Source organism: Pseudomonas phoenicis, assembly GCF_047302395.1.
Taxonomy (GTDB): Bacteria; Pseudomonadota; Gammaproteobacteria; order Pseudomonadales; family Pseudomonadaceae; genus Aquipseudomonas.
This window is the reverse complement of sequence record NZ_CP154852.1, coordinates 4,674,162-4,695,459: the sequence shown is the minus strand read 5'-3', so window position 1 is coordinate 4,695,459 and position 21,298 is coordinate 4,674,162. Positions and strand designations below refer to the sequence as shown.

Here is a 21,298-nt window from a genome sequence, read left to right as displayed (position 1 = left end):
TCTTCCTTCAGGCAGTCGGTGGGGTAAGGCGCTCGAGCAGCGCCTCGATGGTCGAGAAACGCTCGTCGGCACGCTCCATGGGCACCGTGAAGCGGAACTGCGTGGCACCCTCGAACTTGTAGCGCTTGGGCTGGCTCTGGATCAACTTGATCAGCGTGATCGGCTCCACCGCAGTCTCTGCCTCGAAGTCGATCTTGCCGCCATTGGGGCCGGCGTCGAGTTTCTTGATGCCGAGCTTTTCCGCCTGCAGCTTGAGCAGGGTCAGGCGCATGAGGTTCTTGGTCGGTTCGGGCAACAGGCCGAAGCGGTCGATCATTTCCACTTGCAGGTCCTTCAAGCCTTCTTCGTCGACCGCCGAGGCGATGCGCTTGTACAGGATCAGCCGCGCGTGCACATCGGGCAGATAGTCTTCGGGGATCAGCGCCGGCAGGCGCAAGTTGATCTCGGGACCGCCGCCCAAGGGTTGCTCGAGATTGGGCTGGGTGCCTTTGCGGATGGCCTTCACCGCACGCTCGAGCATTTCCATGTACAGGGTGAAGCCGACCGCCTGGATCTGCCCGCTCTGGCCTTCGCCGAGCAGCTCGCCGGCGCCGCGGATCTCCAGGTCGTTGGTGGCCAGCACGAAGCCTGCGCCCAGGTCCTGGGTGTTGGCGATCGCTTCCAGGCGTTTTTCGGCATCGCTGCTGATGCCTTGACGCGACGGGGTGAGCAGGTAGGCGTAGGCCTGGTGGTGGCTGCGCCCGACCCGGCCGCGCAACTGGTGCAGCTGGGCCAGGCCGAACTTGTCGGCGCGCTCGATGACGATGGTGTTGGCGCTGGGTACGTCGATCCCGGTCTCGATGATGGTCGAGGCCACCAGCACGTTGAAGCGCTTGTGATAGAAGTCGCTCATCACCTGTTCCAGCTCGCGCTCGCGCATCTGCCCATGGCCGATGCCGATGCGCGCTTCGGGCACCAATGCAGCCAGGTCGGCGGCGCACTTCTCGATGGTCTTGACGTCGTTGTGCAGGTAATACACCTGGCCGCCGCGCAGCAGTTCGCGCAGCAGCGCTTCCTTGATGGTGCTGTTGTTTTCTTCCATGACGAACGTGCGTACCGACAGGCGTCGCGCCGGCGGGGTGGCGATGATCGACAGGTCGCGCATGCCGGCCACGGCCATGTTCAGCGTGCGCGGAATGGGCGTGGCGGTGAGGGTGAGGATGTCGACCTCGCTGCGCAGGGCCTTGAGCTGTTCTTTCTGGCGTACGCCGAAACGGTGTTCTTCGTCGATGATGACCAGGCCCAGGTCCTTGAACTTGACGTCGTCCTGCAGCAGCTTGTGGGTGCCGATGAGGATGTCGATCTTGCCCTCGGCCAGCGCCTCGGCGGCGGCGGTGATGTCCTTGGCGGTCTTGAAGCGGCTCATCACCTCGACCTTCACCGGCCATTCGGCGAAACGGTCGCGGAAACTGTTGTAGTGCTGCTGGGCGAGCAGGGTGGTGGGCACCAGGAGCGCCACTTGACGACCGCTGTGCACGGCGATGAACGCCGCGCGCATGGCCACTTCGGTCTTGCCGAAGCCGACGTCGCCGCACACCAGGCGGTCCATGGGCTTGGCGGCGAGCATGTCCTGGCGCACCGCTTCGATGGCCGACTGCTGGTCCGGGGTTTCCTCGAAGGGGAAGCCGGCGCTGAAGCTTGCGTAGTCGGCGGCCGGATCGGCGAAGGCATGGCCCTTGCGTGCGGCACGGCGGGCATAGATGTCGAGCAGCTCGGCGGCGACGTCGCGCACCTGCTCGGCGGCCTTGCGCTTGGCCTTCTGCCAGGTTTCCGAGCCGAGCCGGTGCAGCGGCGCCAGGGCGTCGTCGCTGCCGGTGTAGCGGGCGATCAGGTGCAGGTTGGCCACCGGCACGTAGAGCTTGGCGTTCTCGGCGTATTCGAGGGTCAGGAACTCGGCCGCCTGGCCGTCGATTTCCAGAGTGGCCAGGCCCAGGTAGCGCCCCACGCCATGGTCGATGTGCACCACCGGCGCGCCTTCGCGCAGCTCGGTGAGGTTCTTGATCACCGCATCGTTGGCCGTTTCCCCGCGTTTCTCGCGGCGCCGGCGCTGCATCACGCGCTGGCCGAACAGCGGGCTTTCGGCGATCAGCGCCAGCTCCGGTTGCTCGAGCAGCAAACCTTCGTCCAGGGGCGCGATGGTGATGGCCAGGCGCGCCGTGTGGGTGAGGAAGTCTTCCCAGCTGTCGACCGTCTTGGGTCGCAGCTTGAGACGTTCGAGCAGTTCCAGCAGCACCTCGCGGCGGCCTGCCGATTCTGCCGTGAACAGCACCCGGCCGGGGAACTGTTCGAGAAACTGCGACAGCGCCGCCAGCGGCTGGTTGGCCTTGGCCTCGATGGCCAGATCCGGCAGGCGCTGGGTCGGGAAGTGCTCGCGCCCGCTACCGCTGCCCACGTCTTCAGGGCTGACCACCACCCGCGGCCACTGCTTGAGCCGGGCGAAGCAGTCTTCGACCGGCAGGAACAACTCGGCCGGAGGCAGCAGCGGGCGGCTCAGATCGCCACGACGGTCTTCGTAGCGGCCGCGCACATCGTTCCAGAAGGTTTCCGCCGCCTGCTCGACGCCCGGCAGCGAGAACACCTGGGTGTCGCTCGGCAGGTAGTCGAACAGGGTCGCGGTGTCTTCGAAGAACAGCGGCAGGTAGTACTCGATGCCGGCGGGGATGATGCCGCTGGCCAGGTCCTGGAAGATCGCGCTGCGGCGGAAGTCGACGTCGAAGCGTTCGCGAAAGCGCGCTTTGAAGCGGGTAACTTCGTCCTTCTGCATGGGGAATTCGCGGGCCGGCAGCAGGCGGACCGAATCGACCTTGTCCACCGAACGCTGGGTTTCCGGGTCGAAGGTGCGCAGGGTTTCGATCTCGTCGTCGAACAGGTCGATGCGGTAGGGCTGTTTGCTACCCATCGGGAACAGGTCGAGCAATGCGCCGCGCACGGCGAACTCGCCATGCTCGTAGACCGTGTCGACACAGCGATAGCCACTGGCCTCCAGGCGCGCGCGCATCTGCTCGACGTCGATCTTCTGGCCGATGTCCAGCACCAGGCTGCTGCCCAGCAGGAAGCGCGTCGGCGCCAGGCGGTGCAGCGCCGTGGTGATGGGCACCACGAGAATGCCGTGGTCCAGCTCCGGCAGCCTGTAAAGGCTGGCGATGCGCTGGGAAATGATGTCCTGGTGCGGCGAGAACAGGTCGTAGGGCAGGGTCTCCCAGTCGGGAAACGGCAGCACCGGCAGGTTTGGCGCGAAGAAACGCAGCTCCTGTTCAAGACGGTCGGCGGCCTGGCTGTCGGCGGTCAGCAGCAAGGTGAAGCGGCCGGCACTGCTGGCGGCTTCGGCAATGGCAAGGCTCAGGGCGGCGCCCTGCAGATTGCCCCAGGTTTGCTTGCCGGCCGTGGCCGACATTTTCGGGAGGCGCAGAACTGACACGGGAGATCGGGCTCCAAGCGTTGCGGCAAAGAGGTCGATTGTACCGAGGGCGGGCAGTGCTGTCAGGATCATGCGTGGTATTACCTGGCTACCACCCTGCGCACGTGTCGCCGATTGCCCGATAGCCCCGAGCGCTGCATAATGTAGCCCCTTTTTTCTGTCCCTACATGTGGAAGGTTCCCGTGACTCAGAAGCCCGACCAGTGCCTTGGTGAGTGGATCGATCGTGAAGCGCTCGCCGAGGCGATGATTCCGCTGATTGGTCAGCTCTACCGCAACAACAACGTGGTGAGCTCGATCTATGGCCGCAGCCTGATCAACCGTTCGGTGATCTCGATCCTCAAGGCGCACCGCTTTGCCCGCCATCGTCAGAGCGACGAATGCGAGCTGTCCGTGCACGAGACGTTCCCATTGCTCAAGGCCATGAGCGAGCTCAAGCTCGGCGCGGCTTCGGTCGACCTGGGCAAGCTGGCCAACAAGTTCAAGCAGCAAGGCAACGGCCGCAGCGCCGAAGCCTTCGTGCGTGAAGAACTGGCCGACGTGGTCGGCAAGCAGGGCGCCGGCGAAGCCAAAGGCACCGACGTGGTGCTCTACGGCTTTGGCCGTATCGGCCGTCTGCTCGCGCGCATCCTGATCGAGAAGACCGGTGGCGGCGACGGCCTGCGTCTGCGCGCCATCGTCGTGCGCAAGGGCGCCGAGAACGACCTCGCCAAACGCGCCAGCCTGCTGCGCCGCGATTCGGTGCATGGCCCGTTCGACGGCACCATCGTCATCGACGAAGCCAACAACACCATCACCGCCAACGGCAACCTGATCCAGGTGATCTACGCCAAGAACCCGAGCGACGTCGACTACACCCAGTACGGCATCAAGGATGCCCTGATCGTCGACAACACCGGTGTCTGGCGTGACGCCGACGGCCTGGGCCAGCACCTGGCCTGCCCGGGCGCCGCCCGCGTGATCCTCACCGCACCTGGCAAAGGCGCGCTGAAGAACGTCGTGCACGGCATTAACCACGGCGACATCACCCCGGAAGACAAGATCGTTTCCGCCGCCTCCTGCACCACCAACGCCATCGTGCCGGTGCTCAAGGCGGTCAACGACAAGTACGGCATCGTCAATGGCCACGTCGAAACCGTTCACTCGTTCACCAACGACCAGAACCTGATCGACAACTTCCACAAAGGCAGCCGTCGCGGCCGCGCCGCCACACTGAACATGGTCATCACCGAAACCGGCGCCGCCACGGCTGCCGCCAAGGCGCTGCCGGTGCTCAAGGGCAAGCTGACCGGTAACGCCATCCGCGTGCCGACGCCGAACGTGTCCATGGCCATCCTCAACCTGAACCTGGAAAACCCGACCTCCCGCGAGGAGATCAACGAGTACCTGCGTCAGACCGCCATGCACTCCGAGCTGCACAAGCAAATCGACTACGTCAGCTCGCAGGAAGTGGTCTCCACCGACTTCGTCGGCTCGCGCTACGCCGGTGTGGTGGATGCCGAGGCGACCATCGCCAACGACAACCGCGTCGTGCTGTACGTCTGGTACGACAACGAGTTCGGCTACAGCTGCCAGGTCGTACGCGTGATGGAAGACATGGCCGGGGTCAACCCGCCAGCCTTCCCACGTTGATCGGCGTCTAGCGCATCAACGGTACGTGAATCCATGGTGGATACCGGTCGTTGAGCCGAAATAGTGTTAATTGGGGCTGCTCTGCAGCCCATCGCGGCTGAAGCCGCTCCTACAAACAGGCGCAATCCTGTGTAGGAGCGGCTTCAGCCGCGATGGGCCGCCAGGCGGCCCTAATTGCTTATTGACGGGCATCAGCCCCAAGGTTCCCGTTTTTCGTGCGGCGCGCGTTGCCCGGGCCTGGATTGCGGCGGCGCGTCCAGAGTAAGAAAGGTCGCCACGGAACAGGCGCCCGCTGAACATGTAGTGCAGGCAGAATTGGCCTACGACGCGACCAAGGGTTAATGTGCGCGGCGTTCAGGCTTGTTTAGACTGCAACCCGAATTTTTCCATGGCGCTGCGGCGACATGGCCAAGCCCTGCCGCCGAGTCGGCCGCCGGGCCCGTTCTGAAGGAGTACGCATGGCTGTCTATAACTACGACGTGGTGGTGCTGGGTTCCGGCCCGGCCGGTGAAGGCGCGGCGATGAACGCTGCCAAGGCGGGGCGCAAGGTGGCGATGGTCGACAGCCGTCGCCAGGTCGGCGGTAACTGCACCCACTTGGGCACCATCCCGTCCAAGGCCCTGCGTCACTCGGTGCGGCAGATCATGCAGTTCAACACCAACCCGATGTTCCGCGCCATCGGCGAGCCGCGCTGGTTCTCCTTCCCCAACGTGCTCAAGAGCGCCGAGAAGGTCATCGCCAAGCAGGTCGCCTCGCGCACCGGCTACTACGCGCGTAACCGGGTGGACCTGTTCTTCGGCACCGGCAGCTTCGCCGACGAGCAGACCATCGAAGTGGTCTGCCCCAATGGCGTGGTGGAAAAACTGGTGGCCAAGGACATCATCATCGCCACCGGTTCGCGCCCGTACCGCCCGGTCGACATCGACTTCGGCCACCCGCGCGTGTACGACAGCGACACCATCCTTAGCCTCAGCCATACCCCACGCAAGCTGATCATCTATGGTGCCGGCGTGATCGGTTGCGAATACGCCTCGATCTTCAGCGGTCTGGGCGTGCTGATCGAGCTGGTCGACAACCGTGGCCAGTTGCTGAGCTTCCTCGACTCGGAAATTTCCCAAGCGCTGAGCTACCACTTCAGCAATAACAACATCACCGTACGCCACAACGAAGACTACGAGCGGGTCGAGGGGTTGGACAACGGCGTGGTGCTGCACCTCAAGTCGGGCAAGAAGATCAAGGCCGACGCCTTGCTCTGGTGCAACGGCCGGACCGGCAACACCGACAAGCTGGGCCTGGAAAACATCGGCATCAAGGTCAACAGCCGTGGCCAGATCGAGGTCGACGAGGCCTATCGCACCGTGGTCGGCAACATCTACGGCGCGGGCGACGTGATCGGCTGGCCGAGCCTGGCCAGTGCTGCCCACGACCAAGGCCGCTCGGCGGCAGGCAGCATCGTCGACAATGGCAGCTGGCGGTTCGTCGACGATGTGCCGACCGGTATCTACACCATTCCGGAGATCAGCTCGCTCGGCAAGAACGAGCAGGAGCTGACCCAGGCCAAGGTGCCTTACGAAGTGGGCAAGGCTTTCTTCAAGAGCATGGCCCGTGCGCAGATCGCCGGTGAGCCGCAAGGCATGCTGAAGATCCTGTTCCACCGCGAAACCCTGGAAGTGCTGGGCGTGCACTGCTTCGGCTATCAGGCGTCGGAGATCGTGCACATCGGTCAGGCGGTGATGAACCAGCCTGGCGAGTTGAACAACCTCAAGTACTTCGTCAACACCACCTTCAACTACCCGACCATGGCCGAAGCCTATCGGGTAGCCGCCTACGACGGCCTGAACCGGCTTTTTTGACCGGCTCCGGCCGGTCGCCTGAGCCGGTCGGGGAGAGTGGTTTCAGTCTGTTCCGAGGGTGGTCCTGGCCAAACCGGGAAAGTCTGTGATCAGGCTGTCTACGCCAAAATCAGCCAGCCGGTGCATCAGCGCCGGTTCGTTGACCGTCCACACCGACACGTGCAAATCCTGCGCCTGAGCCTTGTGCAGGCGTTCCGGTGTGCACAGCGTCCAGTTCAGTGCCAGCAGATTGCAGCCGTAGTTCTTCGCGACCTTCAGCGGGTCGAGCCAGGCATACTCGGCCACCAGGCCGCGCGCCACGTCCGGTACCAGCTCCTGTGCCGCACCCAGCACCTCGCGGGAGCTGGAGGTGATGGTGATCTTGTCCAGCAGGCCATGGGCCTGGGCCAGTTCGCGAATGGCCAGCACGGTGCTGGCGGCGCGGGTGCGCGACGCGCTCTTGACCTCCAGTTGCCAGTGCTCGAAGGCACACTGCTCGAACAGCGTCTGCAAGGTCGGGATGGGGCAGGGCTGCACCCAGTTCGGACCGCCCTGGCGCGCGTCGTAGGTCACCAGTTCCGCCGCCGTGTGCTCCACCACCTTGCCGCGCCGACCGGTGGTGCGCTTGAGGGTGGTGTCGTGGATGACCATCAGTTCGTTGTCGGCTGACAGGTGCAAGTCGAGTTCGCAGCGATCGACGCCGTGGGACAGGCACTGGCGGAAACTGTTCAGCGTGTTCTCGGGGGCTTCGCCTTTGGCGCCGCGGTGGCCATAAATGAGTGTCACGGTCGTTCCTTCATGTTGGGAATGGGCTCAAGTCGGGTCTTGCTGTTCCAGCGTCTGGCGCCGCTGCTGTTGTTGATGTTGCAGGATGTGGCGAGCCAGCAGTTGCCGCTCGGCGTCGGTCAGGTCGGTGAATTCGGTGCCCAGGGCATAGTCGCCGGCGGGCCTGGGTTCGCAGTGGCTGATCCGCCCGCGCAACAGCAAGCCGTGGCCCCGGGGCAGCAGCACCATCTGCAAGGCGACGCGGGTGCCCACGGCGAAGGGCTCGGCGCTGATCGAATCGAGCCCGCCCTCCGAAAGCATCACGGCTTGCGGCTCGCCCAGTTGCCCCAGCATGCTCTGCGCCACCACGGCGCTGAGCAGGTCGATGCGTTTGTTCTGCGCGCGCAGGAAGGCGGCGAGGACGCGGTCCTTGTCGCTGAGTTGGCGCAGCAGGTGCTGGCTCTCGAAGTCGGCCAAGTGCAGTTCGCCAAGCAGCCCCATCAGCGGCGAGGCGCTCTGCGCCAGCGCCGCGTCGCTCAGCTCGGCGGCGCTCAGGGGGCGGATTTGCAGTGCGATCCAGTCTTCGATGCGGTAGTATTCGCGGCGTTCTTCTGCGTCTGGAGTCGTCATGGTGAACCCATGGTGGCGGCAATGGTCGGAGTGTAAAGCTGCCTAGCACGCCCCGCCACAAAGACGTCCCCTTTCATCCGAACAAGCCCAGACATGTTCAGACCTCTCTTCGTATTCATTGGTACGCGCTACACCCGTGCCAAGCGTCGCAACCATTTCGTCTCGTTCATTTCCCTGACCTCGATGATCGGCCTCGCCCTTGGCGTGGTGGTGATGATCGTCGTGCTGTCGGTGATGAACGGCTTCGACCATGAGATGCGTACCCGCGTGCTGGGCATGATCCCACACGCCACCCTCGAGTCGAGCCAGCCGATCGACAACTGGCCGGCGGTGGCCGAGCGGGTCAGGCAGAACACCCAGGTGCTGGAAGTGGCGCCGTTCACTCAGATGCAGGGCTTGCTGACCCATGACGGCAAGGTGCAGAAGGTGCTGCTCAACGGCGTCGATCCGAGCCTGGAGCGCAAGGTCTCGATCATCGACCGCTTCACCCTGCAAGGCGGGCTCGACAAGCTCGCGCCAGGCGAGTGGGGCATCATGATCGGCGACAAGGCGGCGGCCAAGCTGGGCGTGGGCATCGGCGACAAGCTGACCTTCGTCGCTCCGGAAGTCAGCATCACCCCGGCCGGCATGTTCCCGCGCATGAAGCGTTTCACCGTGGTCGGCACCTTCCATGTGGGGGCCGGCGAGATCGACGGCTACCTGGGGCTGACCAACATTTCCGACCTGTCGCGTCTGCACCGCTGGAAGGCCGACCAGGTGCAGGGGTTGCGGCTCAAGTTCGACGACCTGTTCGAAGCGCCGCGCGTGGCCTACGACATCGCCCAGCACCTGGACGGCGAGTACTACTCGCGGGACTGGACCCGGACCCACGGCAACCTCTACCAAGCCATCCGCATGGAGAAATCCATGATCGGCCTGCTGTTGCTGCTGATCGTCGCGGTGGCTGCGTTCAACATCATTTCCACCCTGGTCATGGTGGTCAACGACAAGCGCGGCGACATCGCCATCCTGCGTACGCTGGGCGCCACATCTCGGCAGATCATGGCCATCTTCATGGTCCAGGGCACGGTGATCGGCGTGGTAGGCACCCTGATCGGCGCGGTGGTCGGCATTCTCGCGGCGCTCAACGTCAGTGCCGCCATCGCCGGCATCGAGCGCCTGATCGGGCACAAGTTCCTCAACGCCGACGTGTACTTCATCGATTACCTGCCCTCGCAGATCCTGCCCCAGGACGTCTGGATGATCTGCGGCGCGGCCCTGGCCCTGAGTTTCCTCGCCACCCTGTACCCGGCCTGGCGCGCGGCGCGCACCCAGCCGGCAGAGGCGCTACGTTATGAGTGAGTCGCGCATGAGTGATAAAGCCGTACTGAGTTGCCGCAACCTGGGCAAATCCTACGAGGAAGGCCCTGAATCGGTGCAGGTGCTGGCCAACCTGCAGCTCGAACTGCTACCGGGCGAGCGCGTCGCCATCGTCGGCAGTTCGGGGTCGGGCAAAAGCACCTTGCTCAACCTGCTCGGTGGCCTCGACACCCCGAGCCAGGGCAGCGTCTGGCTGGCGGGCGAAGAGCTTTCGGCCCTGGGCGAGCGGGCCCGTGGCCTGCTGCGTAACCGGGCATTGGGCTTCGTCTATCAGTTCCACCACCTGTTGGCCGAGTTCACCGCGCTGGAAAACGTGTGCATGCCCTTGCTGATCGGCCGCACGCCGATTCCCGAGGCGCGTGAGCGCGCCACCGCATTGCTCAAACGCGTGGGGCTGGGCCATCGCCTGAGCCACAAGCCGGCCGAGCTGTCCGGTGGCGAGCGCCAACGGGTGGCCATCGCCCGGGCGCTGGTCAACCAGCCGGGCCTGGTGATGCTCGACGAGCCGACCGGCAACCTCGACCACCACACCGCCCAGGGCATCCAGGAATTGATGCGCGAATTGTCGGCCTCGTCGCGCACCGCCTTCCTGGTAGTCACCCACGACCTCAACCTGGCACGCCAGATGGACCGCGTGCTGCGCCTGGAAGACGGTCACCTGGTGCCGATCTAGGCTCTGTCTGGAAAGTTCTGAGACGAAGGCCACGCAAGGCCGAAGGCGGCCCCGCCAAGGTGGCCCCGCGAAAACCGGCGAGGAACGGCCGGGGTCGCGTCCGACTGTACTGGAGTACATGAGCATTCCGGCCGGTTTTCAACGCAGCATGCACGAGTCTCAGGACTGTTCAGGCAGAGCCTAGGCTTTGGAGGGGGCCGGCCACGGCCCCTCGTTCACTTCTTCACTGGGTATTCCCGTCCATGTTCAGACCCTTGCCCTTGTTCGTCGGCGCCCGCTACACCCGCGCCAAGCGCCGCAACCACTTCATTTCGTTCATCTCCATGACCTCGATGATCGGCCTCTCGCTGGGCGTGCTGGCCATGATCGTGGTGCTGTCGGTGATGAACGGCTTCCAGCGCGAGATGAGCTCGCGCATCCTCGGCCTCGTGCCCCATGCCAGCCTGCTGGGCGTGGAGCCCGTGCAGAACTGGCGCGCCCTGGCCGATACCGCGCTGCGCAACCCGGCAGTGATGGCGGCAGCGCCGATCACCGACATGGAAGGCATGCTCTCGTACAAGGGCGCCATGCAGCCGATCCAGATCAGCGGCATCGAGCCGGCCGAGGAGGGCAAGGTGTCCATCGTCGGCCAGCACATCGTCCAGGGCCGCCTGCAGGATCTGGTGCCCGGCGAATTCGGCGTGGTCATCGGCGAACTCACGGCACGGCGTTTTCGCCTCAACACAGGCGACAAACTGACCCTCATCGTGCCCGAGATCAGCAAGGCGCCGGGTGGCATCACCCCGCGCATGCAGCGCCTGACCGTGGTCGGCATCTTCAAGGTCGGTGCCGAGTTGGACGGTGCGCAGGCCTACATCAACGTGGCGGACGCCGCCGAGATGCAGCACTGGCCTGCGGGTAGCGTGCAAGGCGTGCGCCTCAAGCTGCACGACCTCTACGCCGCACCGCAGGTGTCCAAAGCCATTGCCGCAGAACTGGGCGCTGCCTATCGCGCGGACGACTGGTCGCACACCCAGGGCAGCCTGTTCAGCGCGATGAAAATGGAAAAGACCATGATCGGTTTGCTGCTGATGATGATCATCGCCGTAGCGGCCTTCAACATCATCGCCACCTTGATCATGGTGGTGAACGACAAGGGCGCGGACATCGCAATCCTGCGCACCATCGGCGCCACTCCAGCGCAGATCATGGGCACCTTCATGGTCCAGGGTTCGTTGATCGGTATCGTCGGCACCCTGATCGGCGGCGCGCTGGGCGTGGTCGCCGCGCTCAACGTCAGTCAGATCGTCGGCTGGCTGGAGCGCATCAGCGGCCAGCACATCTTCACCTCGGACGTGTACTTCATCAGCAGCCTGCCCTCGGAGCTGCAATGGGGCGATGTGGCGCTGATCTGCACGGCGGGGTTGGTGATGAGCTTCCTGGCGACGCTGTACCCGGCGTACCGTGCGTCCCAGGTGGAGCCTGCGATGGCGCTGCGCTACGAGTGATGGGTGCACACTGACGGCTTCAGTCGTCGCCCTCTGTGGTCAGGTCCGCCGTGCGGGCCTGGCCTTGCTGCTTCTCAGCCTCGCTCGTCAGACGATCAGGCCGTAGATGTTCTGATCCAGGTACTCGTCGCCGATCCGCTCCGCCTGCCTTAGCACACCTTCGTGCTGGAAGCCGCAGCGCAGCGCCAACCTGTTGCTCCTCTCGTTGCGCACCGCGGCCTTGATGACGAAGCGGCGCAGGATTGCGCGCTCTGCATAAGTTGCGACCAGCGCATTGACTGCCTGACTGAGCAGGCCGCTGCCCTGGGCGTCAACATCCAGCCAGTAGCCCAGATAAGCGGTTTCGTTGGCTTTGTCGATGGTGTTGAACGACAGCACGCCGCAGGGTTCGCCTTGTCGTTGCAGTACGTAAGTCTTGCTGAGGTCCTGCTGGTGGTCTGCGGCGCATCCTGCGAGGAATCGCTCGACGTCCGCTTGCGCATGGATGTAGCGGGGCCAGTGCAGGTGTTCGGCGAAAGACGTTTTGTTGCGCAGGATCAAGCGGTACAGCGCGCTTGCATGGGCTGGCGTGGCCTTGACCAGCGACAGCTCGGGCGTGACGGTGATTTCATCCATGAAAGGGTGCCTGTGCTCGGTGCGTTGGCCGGGGTGTGCGGGCCGTTCCGATATCGACTGCATCGTTGTTGCGCAGTGGAGCTACCATCCTGCATGACGCCATTGGCGCAAGACAACCGTTTCGATCCCCTGACAACGCAAAAGCCCCGGCATCGCTGCCGGGGCTTTTGTGCTGCGTTACAACCTTTGGCTTACGCCTGGACTACCGGGATCTTCGCAGCTTCTGCCGCGTCGCGGAATTCGGCGATCTGGTCGAAGCTCAGGTAGCGGTAGACGTCGGCCGCCATGCTGTCGATGCTCTGGGCGTACTGCATGTACTCTTCGACGGTCGGCAGCTTGCCGATGATCGAGGCCACCGCCGCCAGTTCCGCCGAAGCCAGGTAGACGTTGGTGGCGTCGCCCAGGCGGTTGGGGAAGTTGCGGGTCGAGGTCGAGACCACGGTGGAGCCGGTCTGTACACGCGCCTGGTTACCCATGCACAGCGAGCAGCCTGGCATTTCCATGCGCGCGCCCGCTTTGCCGAAGATGCCGTAGTAGCCTTCTTCGGTGAGCTGGTGGGCATCCATCTTGGTCGGCGGCGCCAGCCACAGGCGGGTGGGGATGCCGCCCTTGACCTTGTCCAGCAGCTTGCCGGCGGCGCGGAAGTGGCCGATGTTGGTCATGCACGAACCGATGAACACTTCATCGATCTTCTCGCCTTGGACGCTCGACAGCAGGCGCGCGTCGTCCGGGTCGTTCGGCGCGCAGAGCACGGGCTCTTTGACGTCGGCCAGGTCGATTTCGATGATTTCGGCGTACTCGGCATCAGCGTCGGCCGACAGCAGCTCAGGGTTCGCCAGCCAGGCTTCCATGGCTTGCGCACGGCGTTCCAGGGTGCGTGGGTCGCCGTAACCTTCGCCGATCATCCAGCGCAGCAGGGTGATATTGGACTGCAGATACTCGGCGATGGCCTTTTCCGGCAGCTTGATGGTGCAGCCGGCCGCCGAACGCTCGGCCGAGGCGTCGGACAGCTCGAAGGCTTGCTCGACGGTCAGCTCGTCCAGGCCTTCGATCTCGAGGATGCGGCCGGAGAAGGCGTTCTTCTTGCCCTTCTTCTCGACGGTCAGCAGGCCGCTCTGGATGGCGTAGTAAGGGATGGCGTGCACCAGGTCGCGCAAGGTGATGCCAGGCTGCAGCTTGCCTTTGAAGCGCACCAGGATCGACTCGGGCATGTCCAGCGGCATGACGCCGGTGGCGGCGGCGAAGGCCACCAGGCCGGAGCCGGCCGGGAACGAGATGCCGATCGGGAAGCGGGTGTGCGAATCGCCGCCGGTGCCGACGGTGTCGGGCATCAGCATGCGGTTCAGCCAGCTGTGGATGATGCCGTCGCCTGGGCGCAGCGACACGCCGCCACGGGTGCGGATGAAGTCGGGCAGGGTGTGATGGGTGTTGACGTCGATCGGCTTCGGATAGGCCGCGGTGTGGCAGAACGACTGCATCACCAGGTCGGCGGAGAAGCCCAGGCAGGCGAGGTCTTTGAGTTCGTCACGGGTCATCGGGCCGGTGGTGTCCTGCGAGCCGACGGTGGTCATCTTCGGTTCGCAGTAGGTGCCAGGGCGCACGCCTTCGCCTTCCGGCAGGCCGCAAGCACGACCGACCATCTTCTGCGCCAGGGTGTAGCCTTTGCCGGTATCGACCGGCGCCTCGGGCAGCTTGAACAAGTCGGTGGCGCCCAGGTTCAGCTCGGCGCGAGCCTTGTCGGTCAGGCCACGGCCGACGATCAGCGGAATCCGGCCGCCGGCACGGACTTCGTCGAGCAGCACTTCGGTTTTCAGCGTGAAGGTGGTGACCAGCTCGTCGCTGCCATGCCGACGCACTTCGCCTTTGTAAGGGTACACGTCGATGACGTCGCCCATGTTCAGGTCGGTGCAGTCGAACTCGATCGGCAGGGCGCCGGCGTCTTCCATGGTGTTGTAGAAGATCGGGGCGATCTTGGTGCCGAAGCAGAAACCGCCGGCGCGCTTGTTCGGCACGTTGGGGATGTCGTCGCCGAAGAACCACAGCACCGAGTTGGTGGCCGATTTACGCGAGGAGCCAGTACCGACCACGTCACCGACGTAGGCGACCGGGAAGCCTTTGGCGCGCATGTCGGCGATCTGCTTGAGCGGGCCGACCGAGCCGGGTTGCTCGGGCTCGATGCCGTCGCGGGCCATTTTCAGCATGGCCAGGGCGTGCAGCGGGATGTCCGGGCGCGACCAGGCGTCAGGAGCGGGGGAGAGGTCGTCGGTGTTGGTTTCGCCGGGCACCTTGAACACGGTCAGGGTGTACTTGTCGGCGATGGCCGGACGCTTGGTGAACCACTCGCCGGCGGCCCAGGATTCCAGCACGGCCTTGGCGTTGGCGTTGCCGGCCTTGGCTTTTTCCGCCACGTCGTGGAAGGCGTCGAACATCAGCAGGGTGTGCTTGAGCTGTTCGGCCGCGACGGCGCCAAGGGTGGCGTCGTCCAGCAGCTCGACCAGGGTCGCGATGTTGTAGCCGCCTTGCATGGTGCCGAGCAGTTCGGTGGCGCGCTTGCGGTCGATCAGCGGCGACTGCACTTCGCCTTTGGCCACGGCGGAGAGGAAGCCGGCCTTGACATAGGCGGCTTCGTCGACGCCTGGCGGCACGCGGTCGGTGATCAGTTCGAGGAGGAAGGCTTCTTCGCCGGCGGGAGGATTCTTCAGCAGCTCGACCAGGCCTGCGGTTTGTTCGGCGTTCAGCGGCTGGGGCACGATACCCAGAGCGGCACGCTCTTCGATGTGTTTGCGGTAGGCTTCAAGCACAGTTATTACCCTCATCAGTGGTCCCAAAAGGGAGTCCGGGACGCTCATCCAGGCTTCCGGCAAGGCTGCGCAGCGACGGCGTTGTGGGCCGTCATGCCAGGGTGCCGGAAATCCTTGCAGAAGCTGTTTTCAAAGTTTTACGCCTGTAGAACGGAAGGCTGATGAGGGGTTGGCGCCGTGCATGCAGGGCATGTGCCGGGCCAACGCCGTTCTACCGGATGACTGTGCTCGTGACGCTTTGAAAACAGCTTCCAACGGACATGGTTGCCTTGGAAAAGGCCGAATGATTCTACGGCAAAACTTCTCCGATGGTAAGGCGCCGTGCAGGACTTTAACGGGTGACCCTGATTAGACAAAGGGCTAACATGGCGCGGTGTGCCACCGCCCAGCTGTCGTTTTCCCATGTCCAGCAAGTCCATCAAAACTCCCTGCGTCGGCCTGTGTTCCACCGTTTACGGCGATCTGGTGTGCCGCGGCTGCAAGCGTTTTCACCATGAGGTGATCCACTGGAACAGCTACGACGAAGAGGCCAAGCGGGCGGTCTGGCTGCGTCTTGAGCAATTGCTCGGGCAGGTGATGATGGCCAAGCTCGAGGTGTTCGACAAGGAGCGGCTGCGTCAGCAGTTGGAGCAACGCTCGATCCGTTTTCTTGCCCGGCAGTCCGAATATTGCTGGGCGTATCAGCTGATCGCCCGAGGCGCGCGCATGATCCGCGACCTGGACGCCTATGGCGTGGCCCTGTTGCCGGAGTTTCGCGACTGGGAGCTGCCCGAGCTGCGCGACGCCATCGACCGCGAATTCTTCCTGTTGTCCGAAGCCCACTACGAGCGGTACATCGCGCCGGCGTTTCTCGACGAGGCATTGCGGTAGAACCCGTTCCGGCTGTCGGGTCCGGTACCGCCGCTCTACAGTCGCCGCCAGGCCTTTCGACCTGCGGTGGAATCATGAGCGAATACGTTTTTCAGCCATTGTTGTCCTTCAATGCCAGGTGCTACTGGCAGCTCGACGAACAGCCTGTCAGCCCACGCCGGCTGCTCGAGTTGCGCGGCGATCGAGTCATGCCGATCTGGGTGGAGTTCAACGATTGGAACGGCGACGACGGCTGGTTGATGTCCGGGCGCGACTACCAGCCCGAAGAGATCCAATCGTTCCTGCGCGACCACCTGCCGTTCGCAGGCCCTCGTCAACGCATCTACTGCGAATACTTCTGGTTCGGCGTCTATCGGATCGGCGAGCTGTACGTCTATGAAATTCGTCCGGCCTACGCAGGGATCAACGTCCAACGCTGGCCTGAGCTTGAGTACGTGCTGGATGTCAGCCGCGGTGGCTATCTGGGCATGTATCCGACCGATACGCCTGCAGGCAGCTCACCCTTGCAGGTGCCGCCGAGGGCAGAACTGGAGATGCCCGACCCTGTTCCTTCGCTGCACATCGATCTACCCAACGTTGATCTTCCCGTGGAAAGCAGAGGGTTGTTATTCGGTTATCGCAAAGGCAAGGTCACGCCGCTCTGGATTCTGGAGGGGCTAGACCCGAGTGGTTTGCAGGACGGCGAGATCCGAACGGGGCTCGCGTTGTTCGGGCCTAACGGACGTGTCGTGCGGCGCCTGAACGAAAAGGGCAGAGCCTATTTGAACGTGAGCGATGGCCGGCGCGGTAGCCTGGCCATCGAAGTGGTCAGTGTGACCGTCCCACCCCATCCTGCGCTGGGCGGCGGGGCAGACCGGCGCTGATCCATGGCGTCGGTCGCCCTCGCGCAACGTCACAGTGCCCGAAGGTTCTCGAATCGCCTTGTTCAGTGGCGTATTTCCGGCTGATGTGCCCGAGCATGGTTGCGTAAGTTGACCTTCGATAACCCACTCGAAGGAGCGCAACCATGAGCCATTACCGTTTCAATCCGCAGAACAGCTTCCTGGCCCAACTTTACTGGGACAGTACAGGCGCCACACGAACGTCCTTCACGTCGAGCGAAGTACCCCGGATCGGAGCGGTGCGCGATCGCACCGCACCTTGGGCCTCAGAAGGCTGGCTGCATGCGGATGTCGATGATTTCACCGACCGGCGCGCGCCCGATTATGTGATCTCTCGGCGTAAGTTTCTGACGCAGTTCTGGTTCGGTTGCTATGAAACGGATGGCCAGCACGATTACGAGATCCGTGCTGCTGGCGTCGATGACGGGCACCATCATTGGGTCTACGCGAACCATCGGCTGGATGTCAGCCGCAACGGCTACCTAGGTGTCTATCCAACCGCTGACGAGCCAGGCCACGACGTGCTGATCGCCGGCAGCATGGTATGGCGCCTGGAGGGTTTTCCAACCGATGGAATCGCGTCTGATAAAGCCTATGGCCCCGTTCAACTGGTCAGCCTGCATGGCAAGAGCATCAAACGCCTCGAGGAGGACGGCTTTCCCTATCTCAATGAAAACGACGGAGAGGCAGGCTGGCTATTGTTGAACATTCTCAAAGTAGGCGTCGCCCGCCCATGAACGCAAACCCGGCCTGACCCCGGCCGGGGTTTGTGGATAGAGCCGTCAGTCGCCGGTGTATTCGCACCCGCTAGTGCAGGTTTCATGAATCCGCACTTTGGACAACTCCGGCAGCAGCGGCTTGACCTGATTCCAGATCCACTGTGCGATCACTTCACTGGTAGGGTTTTCCAGGCCGGGAATGTCGTTGAGGTAATTGTGGTCGAGCCGTTCGTAGATCGGCTTGAACACTGCTTTGATTTCGCTGAAGTCGCGAATCCAGCCGGTGTGCGGATCGAGCGGGCCGGTCAGGTGCAGAGCGACTTTGAACGAATGACCGTGCAGACGCCCGCATTTGTGGCCGGCGGGTACGTTGGGCAGACGATGGGCCGATTCGAAGGTGAATTCTTTGAAGATTTCCACGGGTGGACCTGTAAAGCTGATGGGGTATGAGCTTGAGCGCGATCTGGCTTTCCAGTGTACTGCTCAATGTACTGATTGGTCGTCGCTGGGGCTCGGTGAGGTCATCCACTGGGTGATGTCGGACTGGCGCCAGGCGACCGAATTGGCGCTATCTTAACCTGTTTTGATCCGACGGCCTGCGTATTCTGCGACGGGCTGCCGCCGTTCTCCACGCCGACGCTCTAGCACTTGCGGACAAAAGCCGAGTCGTTCTCGCAACGCAGCGGTCAGAGCTTTTGGTCCGGGGGCTTGGCGCTGGGTTAAGATGGCGCCGGCGTTTTTCAGGTTCAGTTAAGCCCCCGGCAGTAGTCTTGATTGCGTAGACAACTTCCAGACCCAATGAGGTACACCATGAAAACTTTGACTGCCCTGTTCACCGCCGCCACCCTGACCTTCGCCAGCGCCGCTGCTTTCGCCAAGGACATCCAGCCTGACGAAGTGGTCAAGCTGGTCGGCAACAAGACCATCAAGTCCCTCGACGAGCTCAAGGCGGCCGCCGTCGCCAAGCATCCCGGCGCGACCGTCACCGACAGTGAGCTGGAAGACGAATACGGTCGCTACATCTACAAGGTCGAGCTGCGCGATAGCCAGAACGTGGAATGGGACGTAGCCCTCGACGCCAAGACCGGTGAAGTCCTGAAGGACGAACAGGACCGCTGATGCGAGCCCTGGCCCGGCCTGTCCGCTATCTGGCCTTGTGCCTGCTGGCCGTCAGTACGCTGGCGGCCGGCCGGGACCTCGATCAGGACGAAGCGCTCGAACTGCGGCACCGGGGCACCATCGTGCCCCTCGAGCGATTGCTCGAAGCCGCCCTGGGGCGTCACCCCGGGGCGCGCTTGCTGGAAGCCGAACTCGAGCAGGAACATGGTCGTTACGAATACGAAGTGGAAATCCTCACCCCGCAAGGCATCGTGCGCGAAATCAAGTTCGACGCCGCGACAGGTGAGCTGCTCAAAGATGAGGAAGACGACTGAATGCGTCTGTTGCTGGTCGAAGACAACGTTCCCCTGGCCGACGAACTCACTGCTGCGTTGCAACGCCAAGGCTATGCCGTCGACTGGCTGGCCGATGGCCGCGACGCCGTCTACCAAGGGCAGAGCGAACCCTATGATCTGATCATCCTCGACCTCGGCCTGCCCGGCTTGCCGGGGCTCGAGGTCTTGTCGCAATGGCGTGCCGGCAGTCTGGCCACGCCGGTATTGGTCCTCACCGCCCGCGGCTCGTGGGCCGAGCGCATCGAAGGCTTGAAGGCCGGCGCCGACGACTATCTGAGCAAACCTTTCCATCCCGAAGAACTGCAACTGCGCATCCAGTCGCTGCTGCGCCGCGCCCGTGGCCTGGCCAATCAGCCGAGCCTGGAAGCCGCCGGCCTGCAACTGGACGAGCGCCGTCAGTGCGTCAGCCGCGACGGCGTCGACATCGCCTTGACTGCCGCCGAGTTCCGCCTGTTGCGCTACTTCATGCTGCACCCCAAGCAGATCCTTTCCAAAAGCCATCTGGCCGAACACTTGTACGACGGTGAGACCGAGCGCGACTCCAACGTGCTGGAAGTGCATGTGAACCACTTGCGGCGCAAATTGGGCCGCAGCGTCATCGAAACCCGACGTGGCCAGGGTTATCTGTATGCCGGGAGCGGCGATTGAAGTCGATCCAAGGGCGCCTGAGCCTTGGTTTGGTCGCGGTGCTGGTCATGGTCGGCCTGGTGCTCGCCCAATCGACGCTGTGGCTGTTCGAAGCAGGGCTGCAACGTTACCTGGAAGCGGGGCTGCGCAAGGAAAGCGAAAACCTGCTGGCCGCGCTGGTGCGGGGGTCGACCGGCCTGCAACTGGACGAACGTCGCATTTCCGCCGCCTACCACCGGCCTTTCTCGGGCTACTACTTCCGCATCGACTTTCCCGAAGGCAGCTGGCGCTCCCGCTCGCTGTGGGACCTGGACATGCTCCAGCCCAGTGAAGTGGGCCTGGAAGACAAGCAGGAACTGGGGCCGGAAGGGCAGCAGTTGCTGGTTTACCGCGCCGACTACCGGCGCCTGGGGCGGGACATCTCCATCAGCGTGGCCCAAGACTATACGCCGGTGCGCCAAGGCTTCCGGCACATGCAGCAGATTGGTCTAGGTCTGGGCCTGATTGCCCTGATCCTGATTCTGGTGTTGCAACGCATCATCGTGACCCGCTCGCTGCGGCCGTTGGAGCGGGCACGCCGGCAGATCGCCCAGTTGCAGCAGGGTCAGCGCTCGCAGTTGGACAGCCAGGTGCCGGTGGAACTGGAGCCTTTGGTGGCGCAGATCAACCACTTGCTGGCGCACACCGAGGACAGCCTGCGGCGTTCGCGCAACGCGCTCGGCAACCTGGGGCATGCGCTGAAAACGCCATTGGCGGTGCTGGTCAGCCTGGCCAGCAGCGAGCGGCTGGGCGATGCGCCCGAGGTCAGTGCGCAGATGCTGGCGCAGTTGGAGCAGATCCACCAACGGCTGACCCGGGAGCTCAATCGCGCACGCCTGGCGGGCGATGCGCTGCCGGGTGTGCACTTCGACTGCGATGCCGAGCTGCCAGAATTGGTGGCGACTTTGGGCATGGTGCATGGCGATGGCTTGCAGTTGCACTGCGACCAAGCCTGCGGGCTGTTGTTGCCATGGGATCGCGAAGACATGCTGGAACTGTTGGGCAATCTGCTCGACAACGCCTGCAAATGGGCCGACAGCGAAGTGCGCCTGGACATCGTCGAGTGCGCCACAGGCTATCGGCTGTGGGTGGACGACGATGGACCGGGCATTCCGGAAACGGCCCGTCAGCACGTGCTCGAACGCGGCTCGCGTCTGGACGAACAGGTGGCCGGTCATGGCCTGGGCCTGGGCATCGTCCGCGACATCGTCGAGGCCTGGGGTGGACGCATCGCACTGCTGCAAAGCCCGCTGGGCGGGCTGCGGGTCGAGATCGAACTGCCGCGCAGAGCGCACTAGGCCTGCCGACCCGACTGCGCACCTGGGGGTACTGCAAAAATATTGCATCGAGCCTGCAACCCTTTGAATTGGCCGCCCCTGGCTCGATCGGTCAGACTGGCTGGCGCTCGCACGGTGTCGCCAGCTCCAAAGGTGACCGCCAGGCCACGCGCAGTTCGCC

Annotated in this window: 18 protein-coding genes; 12 read left to right on the top strand and 6 right to left on the bottom strand. The window is 63.8% G+C overall.

Features of this window, described 5'->3' with window-relative positions:
* Window positions 1-7: 7 nt before the first annotated feature.
* The gene (gene mfd / locus AA0Z93_RS21310) at window positions 8-3,457 is read right to left on the bottom strand and encodes a transcription-repair coupling factor (RefSeq protein ID WP_413047018.1); all 3,450 of its coding nucleotides are present in this window, start codon (window positions 3,455-3,457) and stop codon (window positions 8-10) included.
* Window positions 3,458-3,624: 167 nt separating this feature from the next.
* On the opposite strand from mfd, the gene AA0Z93_RS21305 reads away from it, so the two are divergent.
* Both AA0Z93_RS21305 and sthA read left to right on the top strand, forming a co-directional pair.
* Window positions 3,625-5,088 (top strand): glyceraldehyde-3-phosphate dehydrogenase, encoded by a 1,464-nt coding sequence (locus AA0Z93_RS21305; RefSeq protein WP_413047019.1) that lies wholly within the window; start codon window positions 3,625-3,627, stop codon window positions 5,086-5,088.
* A 458-nt stretch (window positions 5,089-5,546) separates the two neighbouring features.
* A complete protein-coding gene (gene sthA / locus AA0Z93_RS21300) occupies window positions 5,547-6,941 on the top strand; it encodes a Si-specific NAD(P)(+) transhydrogenase (protein ID WP_413047020.1) in 1,395 nt (464 codons plus the stop codon).
* A 42-nt stretch (window positions 6,942-6,983) separates the two neighbouring features.
* On the opposite strand, the gene AA0Z93_RS21295 is transcribed toward sthA, so the two are convergent.
* Window positions 6,984-7,706 (bottom strand): glycerophosphodiester phosphodiesterase, encoded by a 723-nt coding sequence (locus tag AA0Z93_RS21295; RefSeq protein WP_413047021.1) that lies wholly within the window; start codon window positions 7,704-7,706, stop codon window positions 6,984-6,986.
* Window positions 7,707-7,733: 27 nt separating this feature from the next.
* Window positions 7,734-8,315 (bottom strand): PilZ domain-containing protein, encoded by a 582-nt coding sequence (locus tag AA0Z93_RS21290; protein ID WP_413047022.1) that lies wholly within the window; start codon window positions 8,313-8,315, stop codon window positions 7,734-7,736.
* 93 nt (window positions 8,316-8,408) lie between these two features.
* Between AA0Z93_RS21290 and AA0Z93_RS21285 the strand changes: the two genes are divergently transcribed.
* From AA0Z93_RS21285 to AA0Z93_RS21275, 3 genes are all read left to right on the top strand, one after another.
* Window positions 8,409-9,656, top strand: a complete 1,248-nt coding sequence (locus AA0Z93_RS21285) for a lipoprotein-releasing ABC transporter permease subunit (RefSeq protein ID WP_413047023.1) — start codon at window positions 8,409-8,411, stop codon at window positions 9,654-9,656.
* 7 nt (window positions 9,657-9,663) lie between these two features.
* A complete protein-coding gene (gene lolD, locus AA0Z93_RS21280; protein WP_296268608.1) occupies window positions 9,664-10,347 on the top strand; it encodes a lipoprotein-releasing ABC transporter ATP-binding protein LolD in 684 nt (227 codons plus the stop codon).
* A gap of 242 nt (window positions 10,348-10,589) precedes the next feature.
* A complete protein-coding gene (locus AA0Z93_RS21275) occupies window positions 10,590-11,834 on the top strand; it encodes a lipoprotein-releasing ABC transporter permease subunit (RefSeq protein ID WP_413047024.1) in 1,245 nt (414 codons plus the stop codon).
* An 87-nt stretch (window positions 11,835-11,921) separates the two neighbouring features.
* On the opposite strand, the gene AA0Z93_RS21270 is transcribed toward AA0Z93_RS21275, so the two are convergent.
* Together AA0Z93_RS21270 and acnB are read right to left on the bottom strand one after the other, a co-directional pair.
* Complete coding sequence (locus tag AA0Z93_RS21270; protein WP_413047025.1) at window positions 11,922-12,449, bottom strand: GNAT family N-acetyltransferase; 528 nt, start codon at window positions 12,447-12,449, stop codon at window positions 11,922-11,924.
* Between the two features lie 191 nt (window positions 12,450-12,640).
* Window positions 12,641-15,250: a bifunctional aconitate hydratase 2/2-methylisocitrate dehydratase gene (acnB, locus tag AA0Z93_RS21265; RefSeq protein ID WP_413048385.1), complete on the bottom strand. Its 2,610-nt coding sequence runs from the start codon at window positions 15,248-15,250 to the stop codon at window positions 12,641-12,643.
* Between the two features lie 402 nt (window positions 15,251-15,652).
* Between acnB and AA0Z93_RS21260 the strand changes: the two genes are divergently transcribed.
* The 3 genes from AA0Z93_RS21260 (at window position 15,653) to AA0Z93_RS21250 (ending at window position 17,738) form a co-directional block, all read left to right on the top strand.
* Window positions 15,653-16,120, top strand: coding sequence for a DUF1289 domain-containing protein (locus AA0Z93_RS21260; RefSeq protein ID WP_413047026.1), 468 nt, complete (start codon window positions 15,653-15,655; stop codon window positions 16,118-16,120).
* 74 nt (window positions 16,121-16,194) lie between these two features.
* Window positions 16,195-16,983, top strand: a complete 789-nt coding sequence (locus AA0Z93_RS21255) for a hypothetical protein (protein ID WP_413047027.1) — start codon at window positions 16,195-16,197, stop codon at window positions 16,981-16,983.
* A gap of 143 nt (window positions 16,984-17,126) precedes the next feature.
* On the top strand, window positions 17,127-17,738 hold the full coding sequence (locus tag AA0Z93_RS21250; RefSeq protein ID WP_413047028.1) for a hypothetical protein: 612 nt from the start codon (window positions 17,127-17,129) through the stop codon (window positions 17,736-17,738).
* A 45-nt stretch (window positions 17,739-17,783) separates the two neighbouring features.
* Here AA0Z93_RS21250 and queD read toward each other — a convergent pair whose 3' ends face one another.
* Window positions 17,784-18,140 carry a 6-carboxytetrahydropterin synthase QueD gene (gene queD / locus AA0Z93_RS21245; RefSeq protein ID WP_413047029.1) on the bottom strand — a complete coding sequence of 119 codons (357 nt, stop codon included), beginning with the start codon at window positions 18,138-18,140 and terminating at the stop codon, window positions 17,784-17,786.
* Window positions 18,141-18,530: 390 nt separating this feature from the next.
* On the opposite strand from queD, the gene AA0Z93_RS21240 reads away from it, so the two are divergent.
* The 4 genes from AA0Z93_RS21240 to AA0Z93_RS21225 are packed head-to-tail and all read left to right on the top strand — an operon-like array spanning window position 18,531 to window position 21,138.
* On the top strand, window positions 18,531-18,839 hold the full coding sequence (locus AA0Z93_RS21240) for a PepSY domain-containing protein (RefSeq protein ID WP_413047030.1): 309 nt from the start codon (window positions 18,531-18,533) through the stop codon (window positions 18,837-18,839).
* Window positions 18,839-19,153 (top strand): PepSY domain-containing protein, encoded by a 315-nt coding sequence (locus AA0Z93_RS21235; RefSeq protein WP_413047031.1) that lies wholly within the window; start codon window positions 18,839-18,841, stop codon window positions 19,151-19,153. Before AA0Z93_RS21240 ends, AA0Z93_RS21235 begins: the two co-directional genes overlap by 1 nt.
* On the top strand, window positions 19,154-19,822 hold the full coding sequence (locus AA0Z93_RS21230) for a response regulator transcription factor (protein WP_413047032.1): 669 nt from the start codon (window positions 19,154-19,156) through the stop codon (window positions 19,820-19,822).
* Window positions 19,819-21,138, top strand: coding sequence for a sensor histidine kinase (locus tag AA0Z93_RS21225; protein WP_413047033.1), 1,320 nt, complete (start codon window positions 19,819-19,821; stop codon window positions 21,136-21,138). The genes AA0Z93_RS21230 and AA0Z93_RS21225 overlap by 4 nt, the downstream gene beginning before the upstream one ends.
* Window positions 21,139-21,298 lie beyond the last annotated feature (160 nt).